Annotated in this window: 21 protein-coding genes and 1 other RNA gene; 11 read left to right on the top strand and 11 right to left on the bottom strand. The window is 42.8% G+C overall.

Annotation, left to right across the window (positions count from 1 at the left end; genetic code table 11):
• Positions 1 to 7: 7 nt before the first annotated feature.
• Positions 8 to 856 (top strand): DegV family protein, encoded by an 849-nt coding sequence (locus IX53_RS02270; protein ID WP_047753974.1) that lies wholly within the window; start codon positions 8 to 10, stop codon positions 854 to 856.
• Here IX53_RS02270 and IX53_RS02275 read toward each other — a convergent pair.
• On the bottom strand, positions 848 to 2,143 hold the full coding sequence (locus tag IX53_RS02275; protein WP_047753975.1) for a sigma 54-interacting transcriptional regulator: 1,296 nt from the start codon (positions 2,141 to 2,143) through the stop codon (positions 848 to 850). The genes IX53_RS02270 and IX53_RS02275 overlap by 9 nt on opposite strands.
• A 202-nt stretch (positions 2,144 to 2,345) precedes the next feature.
• Between IX53_RS02275 and IX53_RS02280 the strand changes: the two genes are divergently transcribed.
• The 4 genes from IX53_RS02280 to IX53_RS10865 all read left to right on the top strand — a co-directional run bounded on the left by IX53_RS02280 (position 2,346) and on the right by IX53_RS10865 (position 5,650).
• Complete coding sequence (locus IX53_RS02280; protein WP_047753976.1) at positions 2,346 to 3,581, top strand: ABC transporter substrate-binding protein; 1,236 nt, start codon at positions 2,346 to 2,348, stop codon at positions 3,579 to 3,581.
• 36 nt (positions 3,582 to 3,617) lie between these two features.
• Complete coding sequence (locus IX53_RS02285; protein WP_156173087.1) at positions 3,618 to 4,550, top strand: carbohydrate ABC transporter permease; 933 nt, start codon at positions 3,618 to 3,620, stop codon at positions 4,548 to 4,550.
• A 2-nt stretch (positions 4,551 to 4,552) separates the two neighbouring features.
• On the top strand, positions 4,553 to 5,371 hold the full coding sequence (locus tag IX53_RS02290) for a carbohydrate ABC transporter permease (RefSeq protein ID WP_047753977.1): 819 nt from the start codon (positions 4,553 to 4,555) through the stop codon (positions 5,369 to 5,371).
• 96 nt (positions 5,372 to 5,467) lie between these two features.
• Complete coding sequence (locus IX53_RS10865) at positions 5,468 to 5,650, top strand: hypothetical protein (protein ID WP_156173088.1); 183 nt, start codon at positions 5,468 to 5,470, stop codon at positions 5,648 to 5,650.
• A gap of 207 nt (positions 5,651 to 5,857) precedes the next feature.
• Here IX53_RS10865 and IX53_RS02295 read toward each other — a convergent pair whose 3' ends face one another.
• Positions 5,858 to 6,736 (bottom strand): acetamidase/formamidase family protein, encoded by an 879-nt coding sequence (locus IX53_RS02295; protein ID WP_047753978.1) that lies wholly within the window; start codon positions 6,734 to 6,736, stop codon positions 5,858 to 5,860.
• 110 nt (positions 6,737 to 6,846) lie between these two features.
• Here IX53_RS02295 and IX53_RS02300 point away from each other — a divergent pair, with 110 nt between their 5' ends.
• From IX53_RS02300 to IX53_RS02325, 6 genes are all read left to right on the top strand, one after another.
• Positions 6,847 to 8,412: an alpha-amylase family glycosyl hydrolase gene (locus tag IX53_RS02300; protein ID WP_053001109.1), complete on the top strand. Its 1,566-nt coding sequence runs from the start codon at positions 6,847 to 6,849 to the stop codon at positions 8,410 to 8,412.
• Between the two features lie 168 nt (positions 8,413 to 8,580).
• Entirely contained in the window at positions 8,581 to 10,086 is a 1,506-nt protein-coding gene (locus IX53_RS02305) for an ABC transporter substrate-binding protein (protein ID WP_047753979.1), read from the top strand.
• A gap of 59 nt (positions 10,087 to 10,145) precedes the next feature.
• Positions 10,146 to 11,153, top strand: a complete 1,008-nt coding sequence (locus tag IX53_RS02310) for an ABC transporter permease (protein ID WP_047753980.1) — start codon at positions 10,146 to 10,148, stop codon at positions 11,151 to 11,153.
• Between the two features lie 9 nt (positions 11,154 to 11,162).
• A complete protein-coding gene (locus IX53_RS02315) occupies positions 11,163 to 12,038 on the top strand; it encodes an ABC transporter permease (protein ID WP_047753981.1) in 876 nt (291 codons plus the stop codon).
• Positions 12,039 to 12,041: 3 nt separating this feature from the next.
• Entirely contained in the window at positions 12,042 to 13,007 is a 966-nt protein-coding gene (locus IX53_RS02320) for an ABC transporter ATP-binding protein (RefSeq protein WP_047753982.1), read from the top strand.
• Positions 13,007 to 13,984, top strand: a complete 978-nt coding sequence (locus IX53_RS02325; protein ID WP_047755377.1) for an ABC transporter ATP-binding protein — start codon at positions 13,007 to 13,009, stop codon at positions 13,982 to 13,984. Before IX53_RS02320 ends, IX53_RS02325 begins: the two co-directional genes overlap by 1 nt.
• Here the strand turns inward: IX53_RS02325 and IX53_RS02330 are convergent.
• From IX53_RS02330 to IX53_RS02365, 9 genes are all read right to left on the bottom strand, one after another.
• The gene (locus IX53_RS02330; protein WP_047753983.1) at positions 13,981 to 15,663 is read right to left on the bottom strand and encodes a YgiQ family radical SAM protein; all 1,683 of its coding nucleotides are present in this window, start codon (positions 15,661 to 15,663) and stop codon (positions 13,981 to 13,983) included. The two genes, IX53_RS02325 and IX53_RS02330, sit on opposite strands and share 4 nt — an antisense overlap.
• Before the next feature lie 41 nt (positions 15,664 to 15,704).
• Positions 15,705 to 16,035: RNase P RNA component class A (rnpB, locus tag IX53_RS10710), an RNA gene on the bottom strand.
• A 12-nt stretch (positions 16,036 to 16,047) separates the two neighbouring features.
• Complete coding sequence (gene mnmL / locus IX53_RS02335) at positions 16,048 to 16,995, bottom strand: tRNA modification radical SAM protein MnmL/YtqA (RefSeq protein ID WP_047753984.1); 948 nt, start codon at positions 16,993 to 16,995, stop codon at positions 16,048 to 16,050.
• On the bottom strand, positions 16,955 to 17,452 hold the full coding sequence (locus tag IX53_RS02340) for a hypothetical protein (RefSeq protein WP_047753985.1): 498 nt from the start codon (positions 17,450 to 17,452) through the stop codon (positions 16,955 to 16,957). Before IX53_RS02340 ends, mnmL begins: the two co-directional genes overlap by 41 nt.
• Positions 17,445 to 17,999, bottom strand: coding sequence for a 2-amino-4-hydroxy-6-hydroxymethyldihydropteridine diphosphokinase (gene folK, locus IX53_RS02345; protein ID WP_047753986.1), 555 nt, complete (start codon positions 17,997 to 17,999; stop codon positions 17,445 to 17,447). The genes IX53_RS02340 and folK overlap by 8 nt, the downstream gene beginning before the upstream one ends.
• Positions 17,968 to 19,341 carry a B12-binding domain-containing radical SAM protein gene (locus IX53_RS02350; protein WP_047753987.1) on the bottom strand — a complete coding sequence of 458 codons (1,374 nt, stop codon included), beginning with the start codon at positions 19,339 to 19,341 and terminating at the stop codon, positions 17,968 to 17,970. The genes folK and IX53_RS02350 overlap by 32 nt, the downstream gene beginning before the upstream one ends.
• The gene (locus IX53_RS02355) at positions 19,319 to 20,104 is read right to left on the bottom strand and encodes a type III pantothenate kinase (protein WP_047753988.1); all 786 of its coding nucleotides are present in this window, start codon (positions 20,102 to 20,104) and stop codon (positions 19,319 to 19,321) included. The genes IX53_RS02350 and IX53_RS02355 overlap by 23 nt, the downstream gene beginning before the upstream one ends.
• A 93-nt stretch (positions 20,105 to 20,197) precedes the next feature.
• The gene (locus tag IX53_RS02360; RefSeq protein ID WP_047753989.1) at positions 20,198 to 21,223 is read right to left on the bottom strand and encodes a GNAT family N-acetyltransferase; all 1,026 of its coding nucleotides are present in this window, start codon (positions 21,221 to 21,223) and stop codon (positions 20,198 to 20,200) included.
• A complete protein-coding gene (locus IX53_RS02365; RefSeq protein WP_047753990.1) occupies positions 21,220 to 23,172 on the bottom strand; it encodes a S9 family peptidase in 1,953 nt (650 codons plus the stop codon). The genes IX53_RS02360 and IX53_RS02365 overlap by 4 nt, the downstream gene beginning before the upstream one ends.
• Between the last annotated feature and the right edge of the window lie 132 nt (positions 23,173 to 23,304).

The following is a 23,304-nucleotide window of genomic DNA, read 5'->3' on the forward strand; positions in this document are numbered from 1 at the left end:
TGATCCTTTGAAGTATGGTATCGTTACTGACAGCACCTGTTCTCTCGATCAGGAAACCTTAAAAAAACATGGTATCAGCCTTGTGTCACTTTATATCAATAAAGATGGAAAGTATCTAAAGGCGCTTGAGCTCGATCCCAAGATGTATAGCAAAGAAATGGCTGACCCGAGCTTTTCAGCATTGACTTCTCAGCCAAGCCCCAATGATTTCTATGAGATCTTTATGAAGCTCAAAGCTGTGTGTGACCTTATACTGGTTCCGGTGATTTCTTCAAAGTTAAGTGGTACTTATAGTTCTGCATTACTTGCTGCTGAAATGATCGACATTCCGGTGAAGGTCATAGATTCCAGGCTAACAAGTTATCCCCTTGGTTCTCTAGCCATTAACCTTAGAAAGCTGGCTGAAAGCGGGAGGCCACTCGATGAACTCATTGAATACGCAGAGAATTTTCACAGAAAAGTCCGAGTATTCTTCTCTGTTGATTCACTGGAGTATTTGTATCGTGGTGGTAGAATCGGCAAAGCAAAGGTTCTGATGGGAAGTCTTCTGAATCTAAAACCCATAATAGAACTAAGCGATGGGGAACTAAAAGCAGCAGGAACCGTTCGGGGAAATAAAAAGCTCCTTGAAAAGTTATTTTCTCTCGCCACTATGCCAATGGCCGGTCATGATTTGAAAACGTTTAGAATCCTGAATGTCAGCCGTGATGAGGATAGTAAGTTGCTTTATTCAAAAGCGAAAAACAACTTCCCGAACGCCGATATCTTCATCTCTGACATAGAACCCGTGGTATTGACCCATCTCGGACCATCAGCCATAGGAATCATAACTGAATGGCAGGAAAAGTCAATCTGAGTCGCCTTTAACTCCAAATTCATTCAGGAGGTCTCTGATTCGCCTTGGTGTCAGACCAAATTCCTCTGAAAGAGAGCTTATATTGTATTCAAGAGCCTTTGCTCTCTGTTTTAATAGCTCTTTTGTTATCCTTTTGTGCAAGTCATTCAGGAATTCTTTATATGTAATTCCTTTGACCATGTTCAATATCCTAGCTTCTTCAGCAAGAGAATGGGTCAGTTCTTCGAGATTCTTGTTTGTTTTCATGTAAACTACTGTGTTCACGGCGAGAAATTCCTCTATCATGTTAAGTAGTTCGCGAACATTTCCTGGATAGTCGTACTCCATGAATATTTCTTTTAACTCCGGAGACAGACCCTCAAAAGTAAGTAAGTAACCTTTGCTTTTTAGGACGCTATCAAAAATAAGTGGAATATCGCTTTTTCTTTCTCTTAATGGAGGAAGTTCTACCTTAATCGCCGATAATCTAAAACGAAGATCGTTTCTCAGAGCAGTATCTTCGGTTCTGTTTGTAGCTGTGATGAACCTAACATCAACTTTTTTAGGCTTAGTATCTCCAATTTTGAAAAACTCCCTATTCTCTGTAATGCTCAATATCTTGGCCTGAAGGTTCAATGGCATATCACCAATTTCATCCAGAAATAGAGTGCCCGTGTTTGCCTGTTCGACAAGCCCTGTTTTTTCAGTGCTAGCACCAGTAAACGCACCCTTTTTGTAACCAAAGAGCTCACTTTCAAGCAACGTTTCAGGAATAGCGGCACAGTTCATTGAATAAAAGGGCTTATCCCACCGAGGAGATAGCTTAGCAATTACTTCTGCCAAGAGGTTTTTGCCAGTTCCGGTTTCGCCAAGTATCATAACGCTTCCATCATAAAACATTGAAAGCACAAGCATTTTCTTGAGCTTCACCACTTTATCACTTTCTCCAACAATCCGCATCAGCTGTGTATCGATCCGCTCAATGATTTCCCGGGCTAGCTGTCTGGAACTTTTGTAGCTTCCCATTACTCGGTAATAACCTTTAAACAGGTTGCATTCTTCAGAATATCCCCTTAATATAAAAGCTCTGATGGGATTATTGTTTATTAAGATGATGTTCGTAAAAGCGTAAAGCCAGTCTTGTAAGACTTTTTCATCGTATGGTGCACCGTCAATAAAGAGGAGCGTAGGTATATCCTTTTCCATGTTTACAAGGTAGTCGAAATCCAGTTCATATATGTTCGAAAAACTATCGAAGGAATCAATATCTTTTAGATCTTCTCCGATCATTATCGCTCTGTAATACACATAAACACCTCCGCGCATATTATACAACAATGATTTCCAGATTATCTGAAACTCTCGAATTTCGTCTTAAACCAGCTAGAAATATAAACGTCGATAATAAACAAATGAGATAAGCCATTACCACTCTTTGTTTGAAATCGTTTTTTAAGTATACTTAATTATGGTACCCCGATGGGGGAAATCGAAAAGGGGAGGTATTGACATGAGGAAAGTACTGATACTTTTCGTTGTTTTGTTGCTCTCCTACGTATTGCTCGCTGAAAATCAGCTTGAGATTTTCAGCTGGTGGACCGGCGGAGGAGAAGAGGAAGGGCTTCTCGCATTGTTTGACGTGTTCCACAAGTATTATCCGGATGTGGAAATTATTAACGCTACCGTGGCCGGTGGCGCTGGAACGAATGCAAAGGCTGTGCTAAAGACGAGGATGATAGGCGGTAATCCCCCTGATTCTTTTCAGGTACATGGTGGAATGGAGCTGATAGACACATATGTAGTCACCGGAATGATGGAACCCATAACATGGCTTCTGGAGGAATGGGGTATTAAAGACAAATTCCCTGAGGACATTCTTAAAATCTGTAGTTATGAAGGAGAAGTTTATTCGATACCTGTTAATGTACACCGGGGAAACGTTGTGTTCTACAACAAAGCCATTCTTGAAAAAGCTGGCATCAAAGAACTTCCGACAACCTGGCCTGAATTCTTTGAAGTTTTGAAGAAAGTCAAAGCAGCTGGATATGTGCCATTAGCCCTCGGTGATAAGAACAAGTGGACTGCCACCCACCTCTTTGAAGACATTCTACTCTCAACTCTTGGCCCTTACAACTATAACGGCCTCTGGAATGGTAGAACCTCCTTCGAACATCAAGGAGTCAAAGAAGCTCTGGAGATCTTCATCGAGCTCATGAAATATGTTAACGAGAACCATGCATCACTCACCTGGCAGGACGCGACATTACTTGTCTTTGAAGGAAAAGCGGCTTTCAACGTGATGGGAGATTGGGCGGAAGGTTATTTGAAAACCCTCGGCTGGACTCCCGGAAAAGAATTTGGTTGGATGGTCGTTCCTGGAACGAAGGGAGCATTCATGGTGGTAACGGATACCTTTGGCTTGCCCAAAAACGCGCCTCACAGGGAAAATGCCATTAAGTGGCTGAAAATAATATCTTCTGTCGAGGGTCAGGATACATTCAATCCCATAAAAGGATCGATCCCTGCCAGAATCGACGCTGATAGAAGCCTGTACGATGATTACCTGATCTGGTCGATGAACGACTTCGCTACAAACGCTCTCTGTCCATCGATAATTCACGGTTCAGCAGCTCCAGAAGCGTTTGCAACCGCACTAAACGATGCTATAAACATGTTTGTCACCACAAAAGACCTGAAGAAAACCCACAAAATTATTATCTACGCCGCTGAAGATTATCTGGAATAATCCAAGGGCCCCCAGGGGCCCTTGCTTGTTCGGGAGGTGGTTCAAATCAAAGGTTCCACAAGGAGAAAACTCGTTGGGTTCCTTATTCTCCTTCCAACTCTCGTATCTTTGGGTGTTTTTGTCTATGTTTTCATTGGTTGGACAGTAGGGGTTTCCTTCTCGAATTGGAACAGCTTTTCAAAGTTAATAAAGGGAGAGTACATTTTCACAGGTCTCAGGAACTATATGAGGCTTTTTGAAGATCCGAGATTTCAGACTGATCTCTGGAATACATTGTTCTTCACACTGTTCTTTATTGCTGGATGCCTCTCACTAGGAATCATACTTGCCGTACTCATTGACAAAGGTTTAAAGGGTTCAAGAGTCTTCCAGAGCATTTTCCTCTTCCCGATGGCAATTTCCTTTGTAGTAACCGGAACCGTGTGGAGTTGGATATTCGCCCCTGGAATACTCCCAAAATTTCCGCAAGGCATGAATCTGCTTTTCAAACTAATGGGTCTTCAAGCGCTGCAGTGGAGGTGGTATACGAGCACTACATCTATTCTTCATTTCAACCTTGCCTTGATTCCTGTGATAATCGCTGCGATATGGCAGCTTTCCGGCTACACGATGGCGATGTATCTCGCCGGGTTACGAGGTATTGATCAGGCCCTCATTGAAGCAGCGAAAGTCGATGGTGCTACTGATAGACAGATCTTCTGGAGGATAAAATTTCCTATTCTCAGGCCCATAACGCTCAGTGCGATGATCATTCTTGGACACATATCTTTAAAGATCTTCGACCTCGTGTACTCAATGACGGGAAGTGGCCCAAATAATGTTACAGATGTACCAGCAATCTATATGTTCGAAACAACCTTTCGAGCTAACAGATACGCCACTGGTTCTGCTATCGCGATCATCATGCTGGTTATGGTGGCTGTAGTTATAGTCCCTTACCTCGTAACTTCTATTAAAAAGGAAGTGTGAAAATGAGCAGAGCAAGCAAAATAATCACATATATCCTTTTACTCATTTTTACCGTGTTTTTTTTGATGCCCATCTACGTCTTAATATCGACCAGTCTTAAGTCCTTACAGGAAGTCGGGCTTGAAAAAATGTGGTTTTTACCCCTTAAACCTTCATTCGATGGATTCGTTAAGGCTTTTCAAAAACTCTCACCGAATCTTAAAAACAGTTTTATTCTTGTAATACCCGCCACCATCATATCAGCAATGGTAGGGTCCATTAATGGTTACGTACTATCCAAGATAAAATTTAGGGGGGCCAGTTTCCTTTTCACGCTGATCCTCTTTGGTATGTTCATACCTTATCAAAGCGTCCTGTTTCCTGTGATCCGTTTTCTCCAAAGTATAAATTTGTACGGTTCTATCTGGGGACTGGTAGTTCTGCATGTTATATATGGTCTTCCCATAACAACACTCATATTCCGAAACTATTACGCTGAAGTACCAACCGAACTCATAGAAGCAGCACATATTGACGGCGCCGGTATATTTAAAGCCTACTGGAAGGTCCTGTTCCCCATCTCTCTTCCTGGATTTGTTGTAGTTATCATATGGCAGTTCACCAATATTTGGAACGAGTTCCTTTTCGCGGTTACCGTAACGAGTGATCCGACAAAACAACCTGTGACCGTAGCATTGGTGAACCTTGCCGGAAGCAAGGTTGTGGAATGGAACGTCCAGATGGCAGGGGCTTTACTCACAGCTTTGCCAACACTACTGGTGTATATAATTTTAGGGAAATACTTCTTAAAGGGGCTACTAGCAGGTTCGGTAAAAGGTTAAAGAAGATGAGGCTATTAAAATGCGGAATGCACTCAACACCGGAGAGCAGCACTTCTTATTGCAAGAACTTTTATAGTCGTTAGCTCATTGATTGGAATGGATTTTGGAGACAATGTGGAGTTGAACAATTATCTGGACGATTTGATAGGTGTTAGTGACACCAATCTTGTGAGCGGCAAATCTACCATGGAGAGTCTTCAACTAATAGGTCTCAGAAATATGTTCGACCTCGAAGCGTTAATTTTAGCCAGTACAGTTTTGAACTTTTTTCCGAAGTAAGTGATAACCTGGAAAAGGGGATGCTGTTAGTTATGGCTTATACAGCCTGAAGTCCAACCTTCTGAATAGAAAGATTAACCTGCTTTAAAAATATGGAACACAAAATGTATTGTTATCACCACAAAAAAACAAAGGTAAGTATAGAATTACTACAAGCACGGAGGCGGCAAAAAATGAATAAGCTTTTAAAGCTAACGGAAATCCTTTTCACAATATGGTCTTGGGTACTTTTACTTTGACCGTTTTCAATGGGTTTACCACCTGGCTTATCTGAAGGTCGCAGGCGATACTTGCAAGCATATAGGCTTCTTCAAAGCTCAGTTTTCTTCTCTGTGCTATGTGATCCACAGCATATTCCGTTGCTTTTTTAACGGCATTCTCGAGCAATTTGTCACTGGAAAGAAAATATATTGCCTTATCTGTTTCCACTACGGGTTCTTTCAGCTCATTATCTTTTTCTAGCTCAACTATGATAACTACGAGGGCACGGGTTTCGACACCTGTGCCGCATACTTCCCCCTGACCCATCAAGGCGTGAACATCTCCGAGCGCCAGGAGACCGCCTTCCACAAAAACAGGTAACCTGATAATGCTACCCTCTGTGATTTCAAGAGTATCGAGATTTCCTCCGTGTTTTCCAGGGATACCGCAGGGAACGGGTACGCCAGCAGGCGCTACCCCTATTACACCCACCATCGGCATGACATCAACACTTAAAGCGCCAAAAATGGCTTTATTGTTTTCGAGTTTAACGATTTTTGTCTTGCATTCGGTGACAACATCACCGAGTACACCAAATTCAGGACAGAGTTCCACCACACCCTGAAAGTCCAGTTCGATCCGCATTATCTTTACTGCCAGAGTGTCACCCGGTTGAGCGCCCTGAACATAGATGGGGCCGGTCGCAGGGTTTACCTTTGAAAAATCGAATTCATCATCCAGCCTTTGTTCCTCTCTCGTTATTTTATGCCCAAAACAATCTTCTGTTTCGACTATAATCTTGTCACCAGGGTTTATGAAAAGAGCTGGATTGTTCTCATTGGACATCGCATATATAACACTGTCACGCTTTAACCTATGTATCACTCAAATCCCTCCTTTATCGTTATTTATATTTTATCTCTTACGAGTGTTAAATCAAAGCTTCATTTTAAAACCGTCTGTTATACTCTTCTAAAAAAGAAAGGAGATTAAACATGAAAAAGTATCTTGCAATAACATTTTTGATTTTTTCCACTCTTTTTTTCACGGCCACTTACCTCCCACGTTATGCACCGTCAATTGATACCGGAGTGTTTTACGAGATATTTGTAAGAGCATTCTATGATTCCGATGGAGATGGCATAGGAGATTTCAAGGGTATAGTTGAAAAGCTGGATTATTTAAACAACGGCAATGCCTTCGAAGATAATGATCTGGGAATTTCCGGAATCTGGTTGATGCCGATTTTCCCAAGTCCCAGTTATCATGGCTACGACGTAACTGACTATTACGCTGTCAATTCTCGGTACGGTACAATGAGGGATTTTGAGACTCTCATAGAAGAAGCCCATAAACGTGGAATAAAGATAATGATCGACCTTGTGATCAACCACACATCGAATCAGCACCCCTGGTTCCTTAACGCATCGAATCCCGAAGCTCCTAAACACGAAAAATACAGAGATTATTATGTCTGGACAACTGGTGATCCTGACGGACCTTCTGGCCACAAATGGAACTATATCAAAAGTATGAAGAGTTCTTACTATTCAAGTTTCAAATACAAAGGAATGCCTGACCTAAATTTCGATAACCCTGAGGTGAAGGAAGAGATAAAGAAGATAGCCACATTCTGGTTGAAAAAAGGTGTCGATGGGTTCAGGATAGACGCTGCTAAACATATTTTCAACGACCATTCGAAAAATAGCGAATGGTGGAAAGAATTCATGGCGTATGTTAAAAGCATCAATCCAAATGTTTTTGTGGTTGGCGAGATCTGGGATTCCAATGAGTTAATCGATGCTTATTATACTTCACTGGACTCAGCATTTGAGTTTGAATTCAAGGATAGGGTCTGGCAGACTGTGAAATTTAACAGTGTAACTTTCTGGAAGCAGACTGATAAAAAGCACAACATATTCCCTGAGGGATTTGTGCCTTCTATCTTCGTTTCAAATCATGATATGGACAGACCGGGTAGCCATTTTGAAAAGGGAGCCCTTAAAATTCTGTCCACATTACTGCTGACTTCTTCAGGTGTTCCTTTTATATACTATGGTGAAGAAATCGGTGCAAAAGGAAGAAAACCTGACGAAAACATAAGAGAACCGATGGACTGGTATGCCCTCATGGAAGGTCCTGGCAGAGTACACTGGCTCGATAGCTACAAATATGCCTTTGAAAGATACAACCAAAAGGCCGATGGAATTTCCGTGGAAGAACAAGATGAAGATCCCAATTCGTTGTTGAACTGGTACAGGAAACTTATTCATCTGCGTGAGGATTACCCCATCTTGAAAACCGGCAAAATGAAAATTATCGATGTGGAAGTAGAAAGAGTAATAGCTTTGAAGAGATACTCAGATACAGCTCTTGAAATGGCCTTTGTTTTTGTGAATATCTCAAAAGAAGTTAAAAAGCTGGATGTTTCAAAATTTCCTGAATTTTTCAAAGCTGAATACATCTCCCTTCCATTGGGAGATCAAGAAGGGACTAATATCATTCTCCCTCCTTTTGGAATAGCCATTGTGATTGTCCGAGATAGTGAAGGTACTGATTGAGTACATTCAACAAAAGTCATCATAATCTTTTTTTGATTAAAGGAGATTTTTGGGAATAATAAATTCTTGAGTTAAGTGAACTTTTCATGTTTGTGATTTCTTGAATTGGAAAGATATTTTGTGATAAACTTTCTCTATCCGGGAATATCTTCACTAGGGGGTGAAAACATGCGGAAAGCTCTTTTTCTTTTTCTTATTTTAACGCTCGCTCTTTTTGTCTTTGCAAGAGACTATATCACAATTGGTACGACTGACAAGATCAGAATCCTTGATCCCGCTGATTGTTACGACTATTTCTCAAGCAACATACTCCAGAACACCATGGCGGGATTGGTCGATTACGAAGTTGGCGGAACGGAAATAATTCCCTGGCTAGCTGAAAGCTGGAACATTTCCGATGACGGACTGGTTTACACCTTCCACCTCAGGAAAGATGCGCACTTTATGAATGGACATCCCATTGATGCAAACGCCCTTAAGTTCTCATTTGACAGAGTGATTAAACTAAATGGTGATCCTGCTTTCCTTCTGTCAGACGTTATTGCAGAGACACGGGTAGTCGACGATTATACTTTTGAAGTCACATTACAGTATCCTTTCTCAGCTTTCATCGCTGTTCTTGGATATACTGTAGCTTACCCCGTCGATCCTGCCGTTACGCCCGCGGACGATTTCTTTTACGATGTGCCTATAGCATCCGGACCTTACTATATTGCTGATTGGGAACGTGATGTACAGCTTGTGCTGAAGGCCAATCCCGAATATTTTGGTCCAAAGCCCAAAACAGAGACGATAGTTATAAGGTTCTATCAGAATGCGAGCACACTTCGTCTTGCCCTTGAAAGCGGCGAGATAGATGTCGCTTACAGGACTCTGGATCCTAGAGATCTCCTCATTCTCAAAACTGATCCCAGATATGTCGTATACGAAGGTCAGAGTCCAGCAATAAGAGAGCTCGTCTTCAACGTTAAGATGCCCCCTTACAACAAGGTCAACGTGAGGAAGGCTATCGCCTACGCTGTAGACAGAAGCTACATCGTGGACGATGTTTTTGCAGGAACGGTTGAACCACTCTACACGCTGGTTCCCATCGGTATGTGGAGTCATCTTGATGTGATGCCTGAAAGAAACCTCGAAAAGGCTAGAGAACTCCTCAGAGCCGAGGGATACTCTGAATCCAACCCGCTGGAAATAGAACTTTGGTACACACCCAGCCACTACGGCTCCACAGAAGCGGACGTAGTTCAGGTACTGAAAGAAGCCATAGAAGAAACAGGCCTGGTCAAAGTAGACATCAAATACGCCGAATGGGCAACCTACATAGACTACTTCATAAACGGTTATATTGGTGCTTTCCTGCTCGGATGGTATCCGGACTATCTCGATCCCGATGACTACCTGTGGCCTTTCCTTTCGAAGTCCGGTGCTGCTTCCATGGGTGCATTCTACGAGAACGCCCTCATAGAAACTATGATGATACAGTCAAGAGCAGAATCCGATGTGGCCATCAGAACCGAGATCAATGAAGACGTACAAAGGGTTCTCGCAATCGATGTTCCATATGTACCTCTCTGGCAAGGAAAACAATACTGTGTCACCTATCCGTACGTCAAAGGCGTCGTTCTCGAACCGTCTCAGATCTTCAGATATTACCTCCTCTATACCGAGGAATAACGTAGCAAGCCGGGTCGGAAGACCCGGCAGTTTTAAATAACCAGACAGGAGGTGCTTCCGTGTCGCTAAAGTGGTACATACTCACCAGAATCCTTCTGGCAATCCCCATGTTTTTCATCCTTCTACTTCTTATCTTTGTTGTTTTACGTATCCTCCCGGGAGACCCGGTACTCTCCATGCTTGGTGGTAAAGCGCCAATGTCCGTTATTGAAGCTAAGCGGCACGAGTTGGGATATGATAGACCTTTACTCAATCAATTTGGTGATTACCTTCTGGGTGTCCTCAAAGGCGATCTCGGCAGATCGGCGCTAACAAAAAGGCCCATTGCTGACGAAATTGCAGATAAATTACCTGCGACCATTGAACTAACGATTTTTGGATTTATAATAGCTCTGGTCATAGGAATTTTCTGGGGAGCTGAAGCAACAAAGAGACATGGTGGAATATTGGACGTGACCGGAAGGGTCTACGCAATATTCATTTATTCCATTCCGGTGTTCTGGTTGGGTATGCTCTTTCAGTGGCTCTTTGGCGTGAAGTTGAAGTGGCTCCCCATTGCAGGAAGAATTTCACCACTCATAAAGCCCGAAAAAATCACAGGAATGTACATCTTTGATGCTCTCTTCACCTGGAATTTGCCTGCTTTAAAGGACGCGAGTCTACATATTATCTTACCAAGCGTTGCTCTCGGACTCATCATCTCCAGTGTTTTTTTACGCATGGTGCGAGGTAATATGGTGCTAATGTTATCACAAGACTTTGTAAAAGCCGCAAGAGCCAGAGGAATCAAAGAAAACAGTGTCATATACCGTCACGCTCTTAAGAATGCATTTGTACCCATCATGACAGTAATGGGGCTCCAGTTTGCCGCACTGATGGCCGGGGCTGTTTTGACGGAAACAACCTTTTCTTGGCCAGGTATCGGTTCATACCTCATCGAGAAGATAAGGTATAGAGATTTTCCGGCAATTCAGGGAACTATTGCAGTGTACGCTATTATAGTCGTTGCCATAAGTATCATCGTTGACATAATGAATGCCCTGGTCGACCCAAGGGTCAGGTATTGAGGTGATAGCATGCAGGAGTGGAGCTTATCATACAAGTTAGGTAAAGGTCTGCGGAGACTTTTCAAAGATAAATCCGGTGTAATGGCTTTTGTAGGTCTGGCAATCCTCCTGACTTACTTATTTATGGCCATATTCGCTCCATATTTAGCACCTTATGACCCTGTAAAGCGCTCCGGACGAGCCTTTTCAGCACCATCTAAAGAACATTGGTTTGGCACCACTAATCTCGGTTATGATGTTCTAAGCAGAATTATTTACGGCGCAAAAATTGCCCTAAAGATAGCCTTTCTTGCCGTTGCTGTTGCTGCAGCAGTGGGTATCCCACTTGGTCTCATTTCCGGTTATGTGGGTGGTGCTTTTGACAGAATACTCAGTATGTTTATGGATGCGATCTATTCTTTCCCTGGACTGATACTCGCCATCGCGATAGCCGCTGTCCTTGGCCCTGGGGTAATTAACGTTGCACTATCCATAGCAGTTATATACGCCCCAACGTATTTCAGGGTAATCAGAAACCAGGTAGCTTCCCTGAAGGACCAGCTTTTCGTCGAGGCTGCCAGAGCTATGGGAGCGAGGAATTTTACAATTCTGGGTAAATATATATTACCGAACGTTCTCCCATCTGTGATAGTAGTACTTTCAATGAACCTGGCTGATGCCATCATGACCGAAGCTGGGTTGAGCTTCCTTGGCCTTGGAATCTCTCCACCCACTCCCGACTGGGGGTACGACCTTTCCAATGGGCAGAGATTCCTGCTTCTAAACTACTGGTGGATGATCCTCTTCCCGGGTCTCGCGATAATTACCATAGTACTTGGGTTCAGTCTTTTCAGCGAAGGGCTGAATGAGTTTCTTAATCCCAATGTAGGCGAGACCAGGAGGTGATAATTGATGTTGTTACAACTCGAAGACCTTACGGTAAGCTATAAAACACGCGAGGGCAGAGTGTTGGCTGTTGAAAATGTCAGTCTCCCCCTAGAAGAAAAAGAAACACTCGGTCTGGTGGGAGAATCGGGTTGTGGTAAATCCACTATGGGTGGTGCTATTCTGGGAATTCTACCAAGAGAAACGAAGATAACAGGGAAGGCGCTCTTTAGTGGAATCGATCTCATTTCAATGCCAAGCAAGAGGTTACGACAGATAAGGGGTAAGGAGATCTCAATGATATTTCAGGATCCCATGACTTCTCTGAATCCCGTTATGAAGCTGAAGGATCATTTTCTCGAAACGATAAACACCCACACCGATATTTCAAAAGAAGAAGCCCTCGCCTTGTCAGAGCGAGCTTTACAGGAAGTCGGTATCTCTTCCAACAGGTTGAACGATTACCCTTTCCAGCTCAGTGGCGGTATGCGCCAGAGGGTGATGATAGCCCTCTCACTGGTTCTCAATCCGAAGCTCGTCATTGCTGACGAACCAACGACGAGCCTCGATGTCATAGTACAGGCCCAGATCCTTCAACTACTGAAAGGCCTTCAGAACAAGTTCAAGATGGCAATGATCCTTATTACACATGATCTTGGTGTTGTGGCTGAGGCAGCCGATAACATCGGGGTTATGTATGGTGGACATCTTGTGGAGTACGCTTCAAAAAGAAAGGTTTATAAAGATCCACTACACCCTTATACAAAAGATCTCTTGGCATCGGTTCCGAACACTAAAATTGAGGACAGGGAATTGAGGTTTATCCCGGGATACCCCCCAAATTTGATGAATCCTCCAAGGGGATGTCGGTATGCGGACAGATGCAGTAAAGCAATGAAGATTTGTTCTGAAAAAACTCCGCCTAATGTCCAGACTGACGACGGGAGGCTGGTAAAGTGCTGGTTGTATGGAGAGGGTGAAGTTAAATGATGCTGGAAGTGAAGAATCTAGTCAAACATTTCCCGGTAAGGGAATCCTTTGTAAAAACATTGTTGACAGGCAAAAAGAAGTTTGTTCATGCCGTAAACAATATTAGTTTCAACATAAAAGAAGGCCAAACCCTTGGCCTCGTCGGTGAATCTGGAAGCGGGAAAACCACTACCGGAAGACTGGTACTCAGACTGATCGAACCCACTTCGGGAAGTGTCGTGTACCGCAAGAAGGATATCACCGCTCTTGACAGGGAATCACTGAGAAAATTGAGAAAAGAGATCCAGATAATTTTTCAGGACCCTCTGGCAGCACTTAACCCCTATATGAAAGTCGGTGACGCAGTAAGGCATCCTCTGGATATACATGGTATAGGTAATAAGAAGGAACGCCATGACATGGTTCTGGACATGCTCTCAAGGGTGAACTTGGAACCCACTTCGGATTTTTTCAAGCGTTACCCAAGGGAACTTTCGGGCGGTCAACGCCAGAGAGTCGTGATTGCAAGAGCACTCATTACACGACCAAAATTTGTAGTGGCTGACGAAGCCGTGGCTATGCTTGATGTATCGGTGAGATCACAGTTGCTGGACTTGATGCTGAAATTGAAAGAGGAGTTCAACCTCACATATCTCTTTATAACCCATGATCTCGCCACGACAAAATACATCTGCGATAAAATCGCGGTCATGTATCTGGGGACGATAGTAGAAACTGGTTCTTTTGAAGAGATTTATAAAGAGCCTGCTCATCCCTATACCAAGGCGCTAATCTCCGCCGTCCCTGAACCCGATCCTGATCTAAAAAAGGAAAAATTAATTCCTAAAGGAGAAGTCCCCAACGCTGTGGAACTTCCGTCAGGTTGCTTTTTTCATCCGAGATGCCCATACATGATGGACAAGTGTAAAACCGAAGAACCACCGGAAATCAAGTTAAGTGAAACAAGAACTGTGAAATGTCACCTCTTCAATCGTTAATTTCTTTGCTTCTGCGGTTTCCGCAGAAGCCTTTCTTTTTGACGTAGACGCCCCTTTTCAGACTTTTCCACAAATATATCTTTCCCGGTTATAGGATCTCTCTCGGCGTAGTACATGGCAGTGGAAAAGGTTGAAGGTGTTGGTGTGAATATTTGAACCTGCTGGGGGGTGTAACCCATCTTTGATTTCACATATTTCTTCAACTCGATCATATGATTCTCACGACATCCTGGATGAGCAGCTATAAAGTAACCGATTAGATAGAGTTTTCGGCCTTTAAGCTGAGACTTGAAGAGGTCTATGAATTTGTCGAGAATGCCTTTTTCGGGTTTTCCCATAAGTCGCAAGACTTCTGGGGAGACGTGTTCTGGCGCAATCTTTAATTGCCCCGAAATATGGTGATCTATTAATTCTTTGAGAAAAATTGCACCGTATTCTTTATCAGCTATTATCAGATCATATCTGATCCCCGAAGATACAAACACATGTTTAATACCATCGATTTCTCTGATCTTCTTCAGAAGCTTAAGGTAAATTGAATGATTCACTTTGAGCGCTGGACAGGGAGTTGGAAAGAGACAACGTTTATCCTTACACGCTCCTTTTTTAAATTTGATAGAACATTCAAAACCATACATATTTGCGGTTGGTCCACCGACATCCGTTATCGTGCCCTTAAAACCTTTTTGCTTAGAGATGTGCTTCACTTCGTTGAGTATCGATTCAATGCTCCTGCTGACTACATATCTACTCTGGTGGAGAGTTATGGAGCAAAAATTGCATTCGCCGTAACAACCTCGGTGTGTGGTGATGGAATATTTCACTGTCTCTATCGCTTTTACATGCCCCTTTTTCAAGCAGTATGGATGGACTTCTCGAGAATAGGGCAGAGAATAGATCTTATCGAGTTCATTACGAGAAATGAGTTCAGGAGGATTCTGGATTACATAGCGTGTATCCTGTTTTTGATACACTTTTCTTCCCCTGATAGGATCTGTTTCAGTGTAGAGTTGTTTGAAAGCCCTAATGTATGCCATTTTGTCGTTGGAAATATCTTCAAAGGAAGGAATCTCTATGCCTTCACTAGGTTTTTTCGAACTCCAGTACATTATCCCAGAAATTTCTGTATTGATTTGTCCTGTCTCCGAAATAGATTTGGCTACTTTCACAATGCTTTTCTCAGCCATACCATACACTATAATATCAGCCTTCGAATCCACAAGGACGGACTTTCTGACCCGATTACTCCACCAATCATAATGTGCGAAACGCCTTAGACTCGCCTCTATACCGCCTAGTATGATAATTGTATCTTTGAAAGCCCTTCTAATAAGATTTGAATATACTATAGTTGCTCTGTCTGGTCGTTTCCCTCCGTGTCCACCAGGAGTGAAGGCATCTATCTTTCTTTTCTTTTTGGATGCGGTATAATTAGCCACCATCGAGTCAACATTACCAGCAGTAACACCAAAGAACAATCTTGGCCTGCCCAACATCGTTATATCGTCTAGTGAGCGCCAGTCGGGTTGAGAGATGATCCCAACGCGAAAACCCTCCGCTTGAAGTACCCTTGCTATAACCGCAACTCCAAACGAAGGATGATCGACATACGCGTCACCAGTAACAAGGATTACATCAAGTTCTTTCCAGCCAAGCTTTTTCAATTCACTAGGTGTCATGGGTAAATACTTCAGAACATCACCTCTTATATAAAAATAAGCTGGAAAGTGAGACTATAAGCCGGATTCTGTCTTAGGTGGTCATCTATCTGGGAAATGCGTTTCCGCATTTCTCAAGCGTCCTACCCGGGAGGGAATTTGGCGGGCGTCCTCTGACCCTCCCTGCTTGGACTTGCTCCGGATGGGGGTTACCAAGCATCCGGGTCGCCCCGGATCTGGTGGGCTCTTACCCCACCGTTCCACCCTTGCCTTTCGGCGGTTTTCTTCTCTATGGCCCTTACCGGGGATCACTCCCCCTGGGTGTTACCCAGCATCCTCGCCCGTGGAGTCCGGACTTTCCTCGGCGTTAGCCGCGACCACCCGTCTCACTTTCCAGCTTCAAAATCATCTGTTCAAATAGCTAAATTTCTTTCCCTGATAACTGTCTCTTTGCTTCATTACTTTTTCGATCCTATTAAGAATCATGATCTTTGGCAATCCCCAATTTCCGAAAACCGTTCCTTCATGGGGAGGATCGGCTACCAGTCTATGTACCACGATTTCAGGATCCAGATATTCGAGAAATGTAATTGCCCTTTCGATAAATTCTTCCAGAGTCCCAATCTTGATTTTACCCTCACGAAACTTTTTTTCAAGGGGGGTATTTTCCACAACATATAAAGAGTGGAGTTTAACACCATCGACGCGGAGGGCAGATAGAAGTTTTGCCGTTTCTATTATATCTTCCAGACTGTCCCATGGCAGATTGAGTATGACGTGTGCAATGACTTCCAGACCAAACCGCCTGGCCCTGATCACCGCATCAATAAATTCTGCCAAGGTGTGTCCACGATTTATTTTCATAAGTGTGTGGTAGTTCGCAGTCTGCAAGCCCAATTCCAGGAAGACATCAACTCTGCTTTTGAAACTCGCAAGTAGTTCAAGGACTTCATCAGGCACCAGATCAGGTCTCGTGGACACATCCAAAATGATCACATCATCGAGCAAGGCACTTGAGTACAGATTCCTTAGCCTGTTCACAGGAGCGTAGGTGTTTGAGTTTGCCTGAAAGTAGGCCATGAATTTTTTCACGCCCTTGCTTCTGAGTCTGATCATTCTCTCAGCCATCTGTTCCTGAACACTGAGTTTTCTATTAACAGTGAAACCACTACCAGTAGGATCACAGTAAATGCACCCGCCAACACCTACGGTGCCATCACGGTTGGGACAGGTGAATCCTGCGTCTATTGGAACTCTGTAAACAGGCTCACCGTATTTTTCAATAAGATACGTCTTCAGATCCCTGTAAGGTTTATGATTTGATTGACTTTTCCAGTTCTTTTCTGTACTCATTAAAAGCTTTCACCGCCTCTTTAACGGTCCCTTTTTCCCCAATGAAGATGAAGATCCACCGACCTTTGAACCAGGCCTTTACATAGCCCGATGTGACTTCACCACTCAATTCTCCATAAACTGCTGGGATAGCACTCAGTATCGTTTTCAACTCACCAAAATTGTATCTACCCCATTCATACCAGAATGAAGTCGACTTTGTAGCACTTTCAAACTTTATCACATAGATTTTGAGAGATTCGGTACCTTTTGCCAGCTTGATCCTGAGTGTGACTCCTTTATCCACAATCAAACCATCCACTTCTCCTCCGAGTTCCACTCGGGACGAAACAGTCATGAAACCTTTAAGAGTGAAACCAGCAAAATTTCCCGGCGAAAATTCTCTCTTGGTGCCGACGCATGAGATTAAAAGCATAGCGACAAGGATTATTAAAAACAACAGTTTGACTTTATTCATATAATCCTCCTTTCGTGGAGGTTATTAGGCACCCCAACTTCAGTTTTTTATAGAAAGTATCAGCCGGCTCAATGAGTTTCAAACCAATACTTGCCTCCAGCTTCTTGTAATATTCACTATATGAAATGCCGGTTCCCGGTTCTACAATGTCTGGCGCGATTTCTAAAAGGGGAACGAGGACAAAAGATCTGTTTTTCATATCATAATGGGGGATAGTTAATCTCTTTGAGTTGTAAATCATAGTGCCAAACAATAGTACATCAATATCAATGGTTCTTGGCCCCCAGTGGATTTCACGAGTTCTGAGAAGTTTTTGCTCAATTCCCATTGTAGTGTCAAGGAGTTCTTCGGGAGTTCCACGATATTCAAAGCTACCGACACAATTTAAGAAGGCGGATTGTTCAATGAATCCATACGGTTCACTTTCATAAACACTGGAAACGTTCAGCAGTTTTATTCCTGCTTTCTCAAGGGAACAAATTGCGGCTGAAATGTATCCGAGCCTGTCTCCAAGGTTACTTCCAAATGCGAGATAAATCTTCTGCATTTTCTATCATCTTCCTCACCCTCCAGGCCTTCTCTTTCAACATTCGTAGTGCTGGTTCGCTGATCCCTCCATTCCACCAGTAAGGTAGTAGAGAATTGTCCAGCATCAGAGGATCAATATCTTCTGGTAGACTCCCTTCATTCACGAGCCTTTGCCATTGAGGTGTACCGGGGATTGGAGTGAACTCGTTGATCACGGGTATAATCCCCAGCTCATCACACTTATTTATGGCTTGTTCCACATCTTCGACTCTCTGTCCAGGAAGGTTGGCTATGATATAAGCACTCACTTCTTTTCCCGAAAAACCAGCGTTTTTTAGGTATGAGACGGCTCTTTCCAGATCTAGATTTGTAACTTTTCCACCTGTTTTCTTCTGGAGTTCTGCATTTGAGGTTTCATATCCGAGCCTAATCGTCTTGAAGTTCACTTTCTTCATCAAATAGGCGGTCTCTTCATCGATAAACCTTGCATGCAATCCATTTGGAAGGTGAAATCTCAAAGGCAAATTCTTTCCTGCGAGAATTTTCAGTAATTCTTTGAATTCACTTCCTATCAATATTGCATCGTCAAAAAAGACAATATCTTCAATATGTCTCTCACTATATACCTTTTCGATTATATTGACAATTCTTTCTGGGGTACATCGTTTAAAAGCTGGCCACAACTTCCAGCTAAAACAATAATCACATCTGAAAGGACAACCTGTGCTTGTAATAAGAACCACATAACTCAATCTCTCATAATGGGAATAGTCCGGTTCAAGCTCTTCCAGAAAATTTTCATTTAAGTTTGCCTTCATCCCAAGAAATTCAAGTGCGCTAACCAGAGGAGTGATCCCAGTTCCAGGAGCAACGAGATCCGCTCCCGAATGCAATGCGGCATGTTTGGGCAAGATTGAAGTGTATACACCACCGAGTACAATAGGTCTATCCGGAAGCTCTTCTCTTATCACCCTTATAGTGTCGCTGACGCCATAGTACCAATAGGTCATCATCGAGGTGACAAAAATGGCGTCTACATCGATATGCCTCCTCAATTTTCTTCTAAATAATTCTTCGGGAAGTCCGTACCTTTTGAACTTTCTTGGTATGCTCTTCATTACGGGAGGCTTCTCAATCTCAACACTGTAAAAATTGCCTGTGCCGTAATATCTATCCTTTACTTGCTTGCCAAGAAACGCTTCCAGTTCTGGGTCGTGACGATAGAGCAGGTCTATAAGATATGTTTCAATTCCCGCTTCTTTAAGAATCGATGATATATATAAAAGTCCCAAGGGCTTCAACCAAAAGTCATATGCTGCGACATCTTCTATCCAAGGATTAATCAGAAGTACCTTTTTCAATTCTTCTCACCCGCTCACAATATTCCAGGATCCCCTTTAACGTCAATTCAGTATCAACCGTATCAAAAAATCCTTCATTGATGTCAAAAAGCTTTGCGTATCCACCTGTGGCGATTACCACCGGCTCGTTGGAATATCGTTTCTTTATGCTATCGACGATGTTTTTTAACCCAAAGAATGTTGCATTGACTATCCCGATTCTTATGTTATCAGCTGTATTTCTTCCGATTGGATCTTTCACAAAATATAGTTCTACCTGCGGAAGCTTTGCCGTACCAGAGAATAAAGCTTTCATAGAAATTGGTGGTCCCGGTAGAATTGCTCCTCCAAGAAATGCCCCTTCTTTAAGCACATCTATCGTTATAGCGGTGCCGATATCGATGACTATAGCGTTATCTCCGTAGTATACTTTACCCCCCAGCACATTGGCGACTCTGTCTGCCCCGATTTCTGGAGGGAAATCAACATCCCATTTTACGCCGAGATCATCGCGCGCCGAGACAAACAACGGATCGATACCAATGTACTTCTTCCCAAAATACCTGAATGAATTGTTTATCGATGGTACAACCGATGCTACACACATGTCTTGAAGTTCCTCAAGGGTATGTCCATATCTATCTAAAAACTCTCTGACTATTATGTATATCTCGTCTTCCGTCCCCAATCTTTTGGTGGAAACGCGCCACTTGCCTTTGAGATCGTTTTTGGTCCATAAGCCAAAAACTGTATTGGTGTTCCCCACATCGACAAGAAGTTGCACCTGAATCCCTCCCGCTAAATGTTAACACCTTTTTATATACGCTTCCACGCATTAATATTACAAGTACAAAAAAACGCCACATTGTGGCGTTTCTCAAATGCGAGGAGGCCATAGTACTGGCTTCAATTTTTTCTTGTTCCTGTCTTTATCAATGAGTGCGAGCTGGAATGGAAGCGTGAATTTCAAGAACCCCAGCACATTTTTGACCTTTGTGAGCTCGTTATCTTCAGCAAAGTTGAGCAACATGATCCCGTGTTTCCACGCCATATTATGAATAGCTTTCACAAGCCTTTTACCGTGCTTTGCGTTTTCATAATCCATGTATATCACGTTCCAAGAAAGAATAGGACTATTCATCTTTGGAATTCGAATGAAAGGAAAAATTTTCACTAAAAAGTCCGCTAAATTCCGGAAGCATCTAAGCCCTGCTGGTAGTTTGGTGATTCGAATATCGTATTCTCCTGTGATATCCCAAACTATCGCGGTAGCAGTTTTATATTTTATCAGCTTTATTCTTCCTTCAGCTATGAGTTTCGGGAAGAAGTTCTCTGCAAGATCGAGTGGGACGAGGTCGTAATCATCTTTCTTGGCATCATATAATCTCTGAAGCTCCCAAGGATCCGGTCTTTCGTCCACGCTAACTCCTTTGACCTGTCCCCGCCTTACTACTGGAACTGTATAAATATTCAAAACTCTCGTTGGTTCGAACTTCATATGTTTCAGGATTTTAACTGAATTGATATTGTCTACTTTAACCGATCCAAAACCAAAATCAACATCTGAATTCTCGAGAATATCACTCATTTTCTCAATAACGGCTTTTAACCATCTTGCCACACGGAGTCTGTATTTTGGATTCGTTCTCAAACCAAACAAATAAGCTCCTCGTTGTTTTCGTCCTTCAAGCCAGTACTCCGCATAGCCAGCACCAGCACAGCCGATAATATCACCGCTCTTTTCGTCTTCAGCCACAAGCAAGAATCCATCCCGGAAATAATGCATTTTTTCAAAAAAGTCTTTCCTGTCGGAGGCAAACCAGATCTTTCCCTCCTGTGAGGAGGTTCTTTCAATTTCTAACAATTTTTCGTTATCTTCAGGCTTTGCTTGCCTGACGATCATGCTTTATCCCCTTCTTTCAGATGGATATTGAACCAATCAATTATCGCCTTAAGCCTCTTCTCCCTGTGTATTGGAAGACCGCTTCTTGACAATTCGTGGTTTTCACGTGGGAAAAGTATCATTTTAACTTCTTTGCCTAGTCGCCTTAAGGCCGTAAAGAATTGCATGGCTTCCGGTACCCAGCATCTGTAGTCTTCAAGGGAATGAATGAGCAATAAAGGAGTTTCAACATTCGGCGCATAGAATAGCGGGGACTGACGGATATAAATTTCAGGATCTTCCCAGAAAGCTTTTGATAGACCAATCTGATCTTCTGCGAAGAAATAACCTATATCTGTGGTTCCGTAGAAAGAAATGAAATTAGAGATGGAGCGTTGTGAAACGGCTGCCTCGAAAATATCGGTATGAGTCACAATCCAGTTAGTCATGAACCCACCGTAAGAACCTCCTGTAACACCAAGTCGCTCCGAATCGATGAATGGAAATTCATTAACAGCATGTTCCACAACTTCCATGATGTCCAAAAAATCTCGTTCCCCATAGTGTCCGCGTATATCTGCGAACTCACTGCTGTAACCGTGACTTCCCCTGGGATTACAATAAAGAACAATATAACCTTCGGAGGCGAGAGATTGAAATTCGTGCATGTAAGCATTTCCATATGCGGTCTTTGGACCACCATGAATTTCCAGTATAGTTGGATACTTTCTATCGGCCCTGAAATCCGGTGGCTTCAGTATCCATGCATCGATCCTAGCGCCATCTGACACAACTACATTGAATCTCTCAGGGACGGGTATCAGGCAGGTGTTTAGCCAACGGTTAAACGAAGTTAGCTTTCTCGACTTTCCTTTATGATACTTGTAGATTTCAAGCGGTTTTGAGGATGTGGAAACCGTAAAAATTATGCCTCCTTTTTCTGAAATATCAAAGGTATCGATGCTGGCGTTGACATCAAGGACAGTTTCCACATTTCCATTTCTGTCTACTTTCTTCAACAAAGACTTATACCTTTCAGTAACGAGAATGTACAGTGAGCCTTTATGGATTTTCAATTGTCTGCCACCAACTCCACGTACATCACTGTTCAAAACATTGAAAAAGGGAATGTCCTGGTTTCTAGTCAGAGCGTCAAAATTTCCATTCACATCAACAACTGCAACAAAGGCATTTGTGGCAAAACCTTTGCTGTAATCATTGGCAATAACAAAGAGCTCATCTTCTTTTCTCCATCTTGCTTCAAGTACACTAATGCCTTCAGGGGAAAGCTTCAACCTTCTACCACCTTTATTGACGTAGTAAAGTGATGTCCAGTGTGGTAACTGTTCAGGATCTTCTCTGATGATCAACACATATGCATCTCCATCGGGCGAATACAGGATATCCACCACGTTCATCAAAAGGTTGTCTGTGAGCTGTTTTAATTTATTTCTCTCAAGGTCTAGGGAAAAGGCCTGTCCTGTTTTTCCTTCCGTATAACCTCTCTCGTTGGACAGAAAGGGAATCCTCTCTACTTCATATACTTTTCTCCCGTCATCTTCTTTTCCAATAGAGTGAGTTCTACCAACATACGAAATAAAAGATACCCTTTCGTTGTCAATCCATCTCAGATTAGTCACACCTCCGGGAAATTCCCTTATCTTTATAGCTTCACCTCCGGTGAGGGGTAACAGATAGAGTCCTATCTTTTTAGAGCCTTCACCCCTCTTAGAAAGGAAGACCAGTTTTTTCCCATCGGGACTGATCTTTGGTGAAAAATCACTATCACCAAATGTCAGTTGCTTTAGGTCACGACCGTTGAAGCCCTGAATCCATATATTGCTCCTGTATTGGTTTTCTTTCTTATCCATGTGTCTTCTCACGAAAATAAAGAACTCACCATCAGGTAGAAACTCAAGTTCACCAACACTGACATACCTGTACAAATCCGAAAGCCTCACTTTTCGCATTTTACCCCTCCTCTCACCGATTTTATCATTTATTCAGTTCATCCGAAATACGGCGGCTGCATGTACAACTAATACCTATTTGCAAATGAATCACAACCTTTTTTTATCGAAGAGCTGTGATAAAATTTGAAT

The sequence above is a fragment of the Kosmotoga pacifica genome (assembly GCF_001027025.1).
Lineage (GTDB): Bacteria > Thermotogota > Thermotogae > Petrotogales > Kosmotogaceae > Kosmotoga_B > Kosmotoga_B pacifica.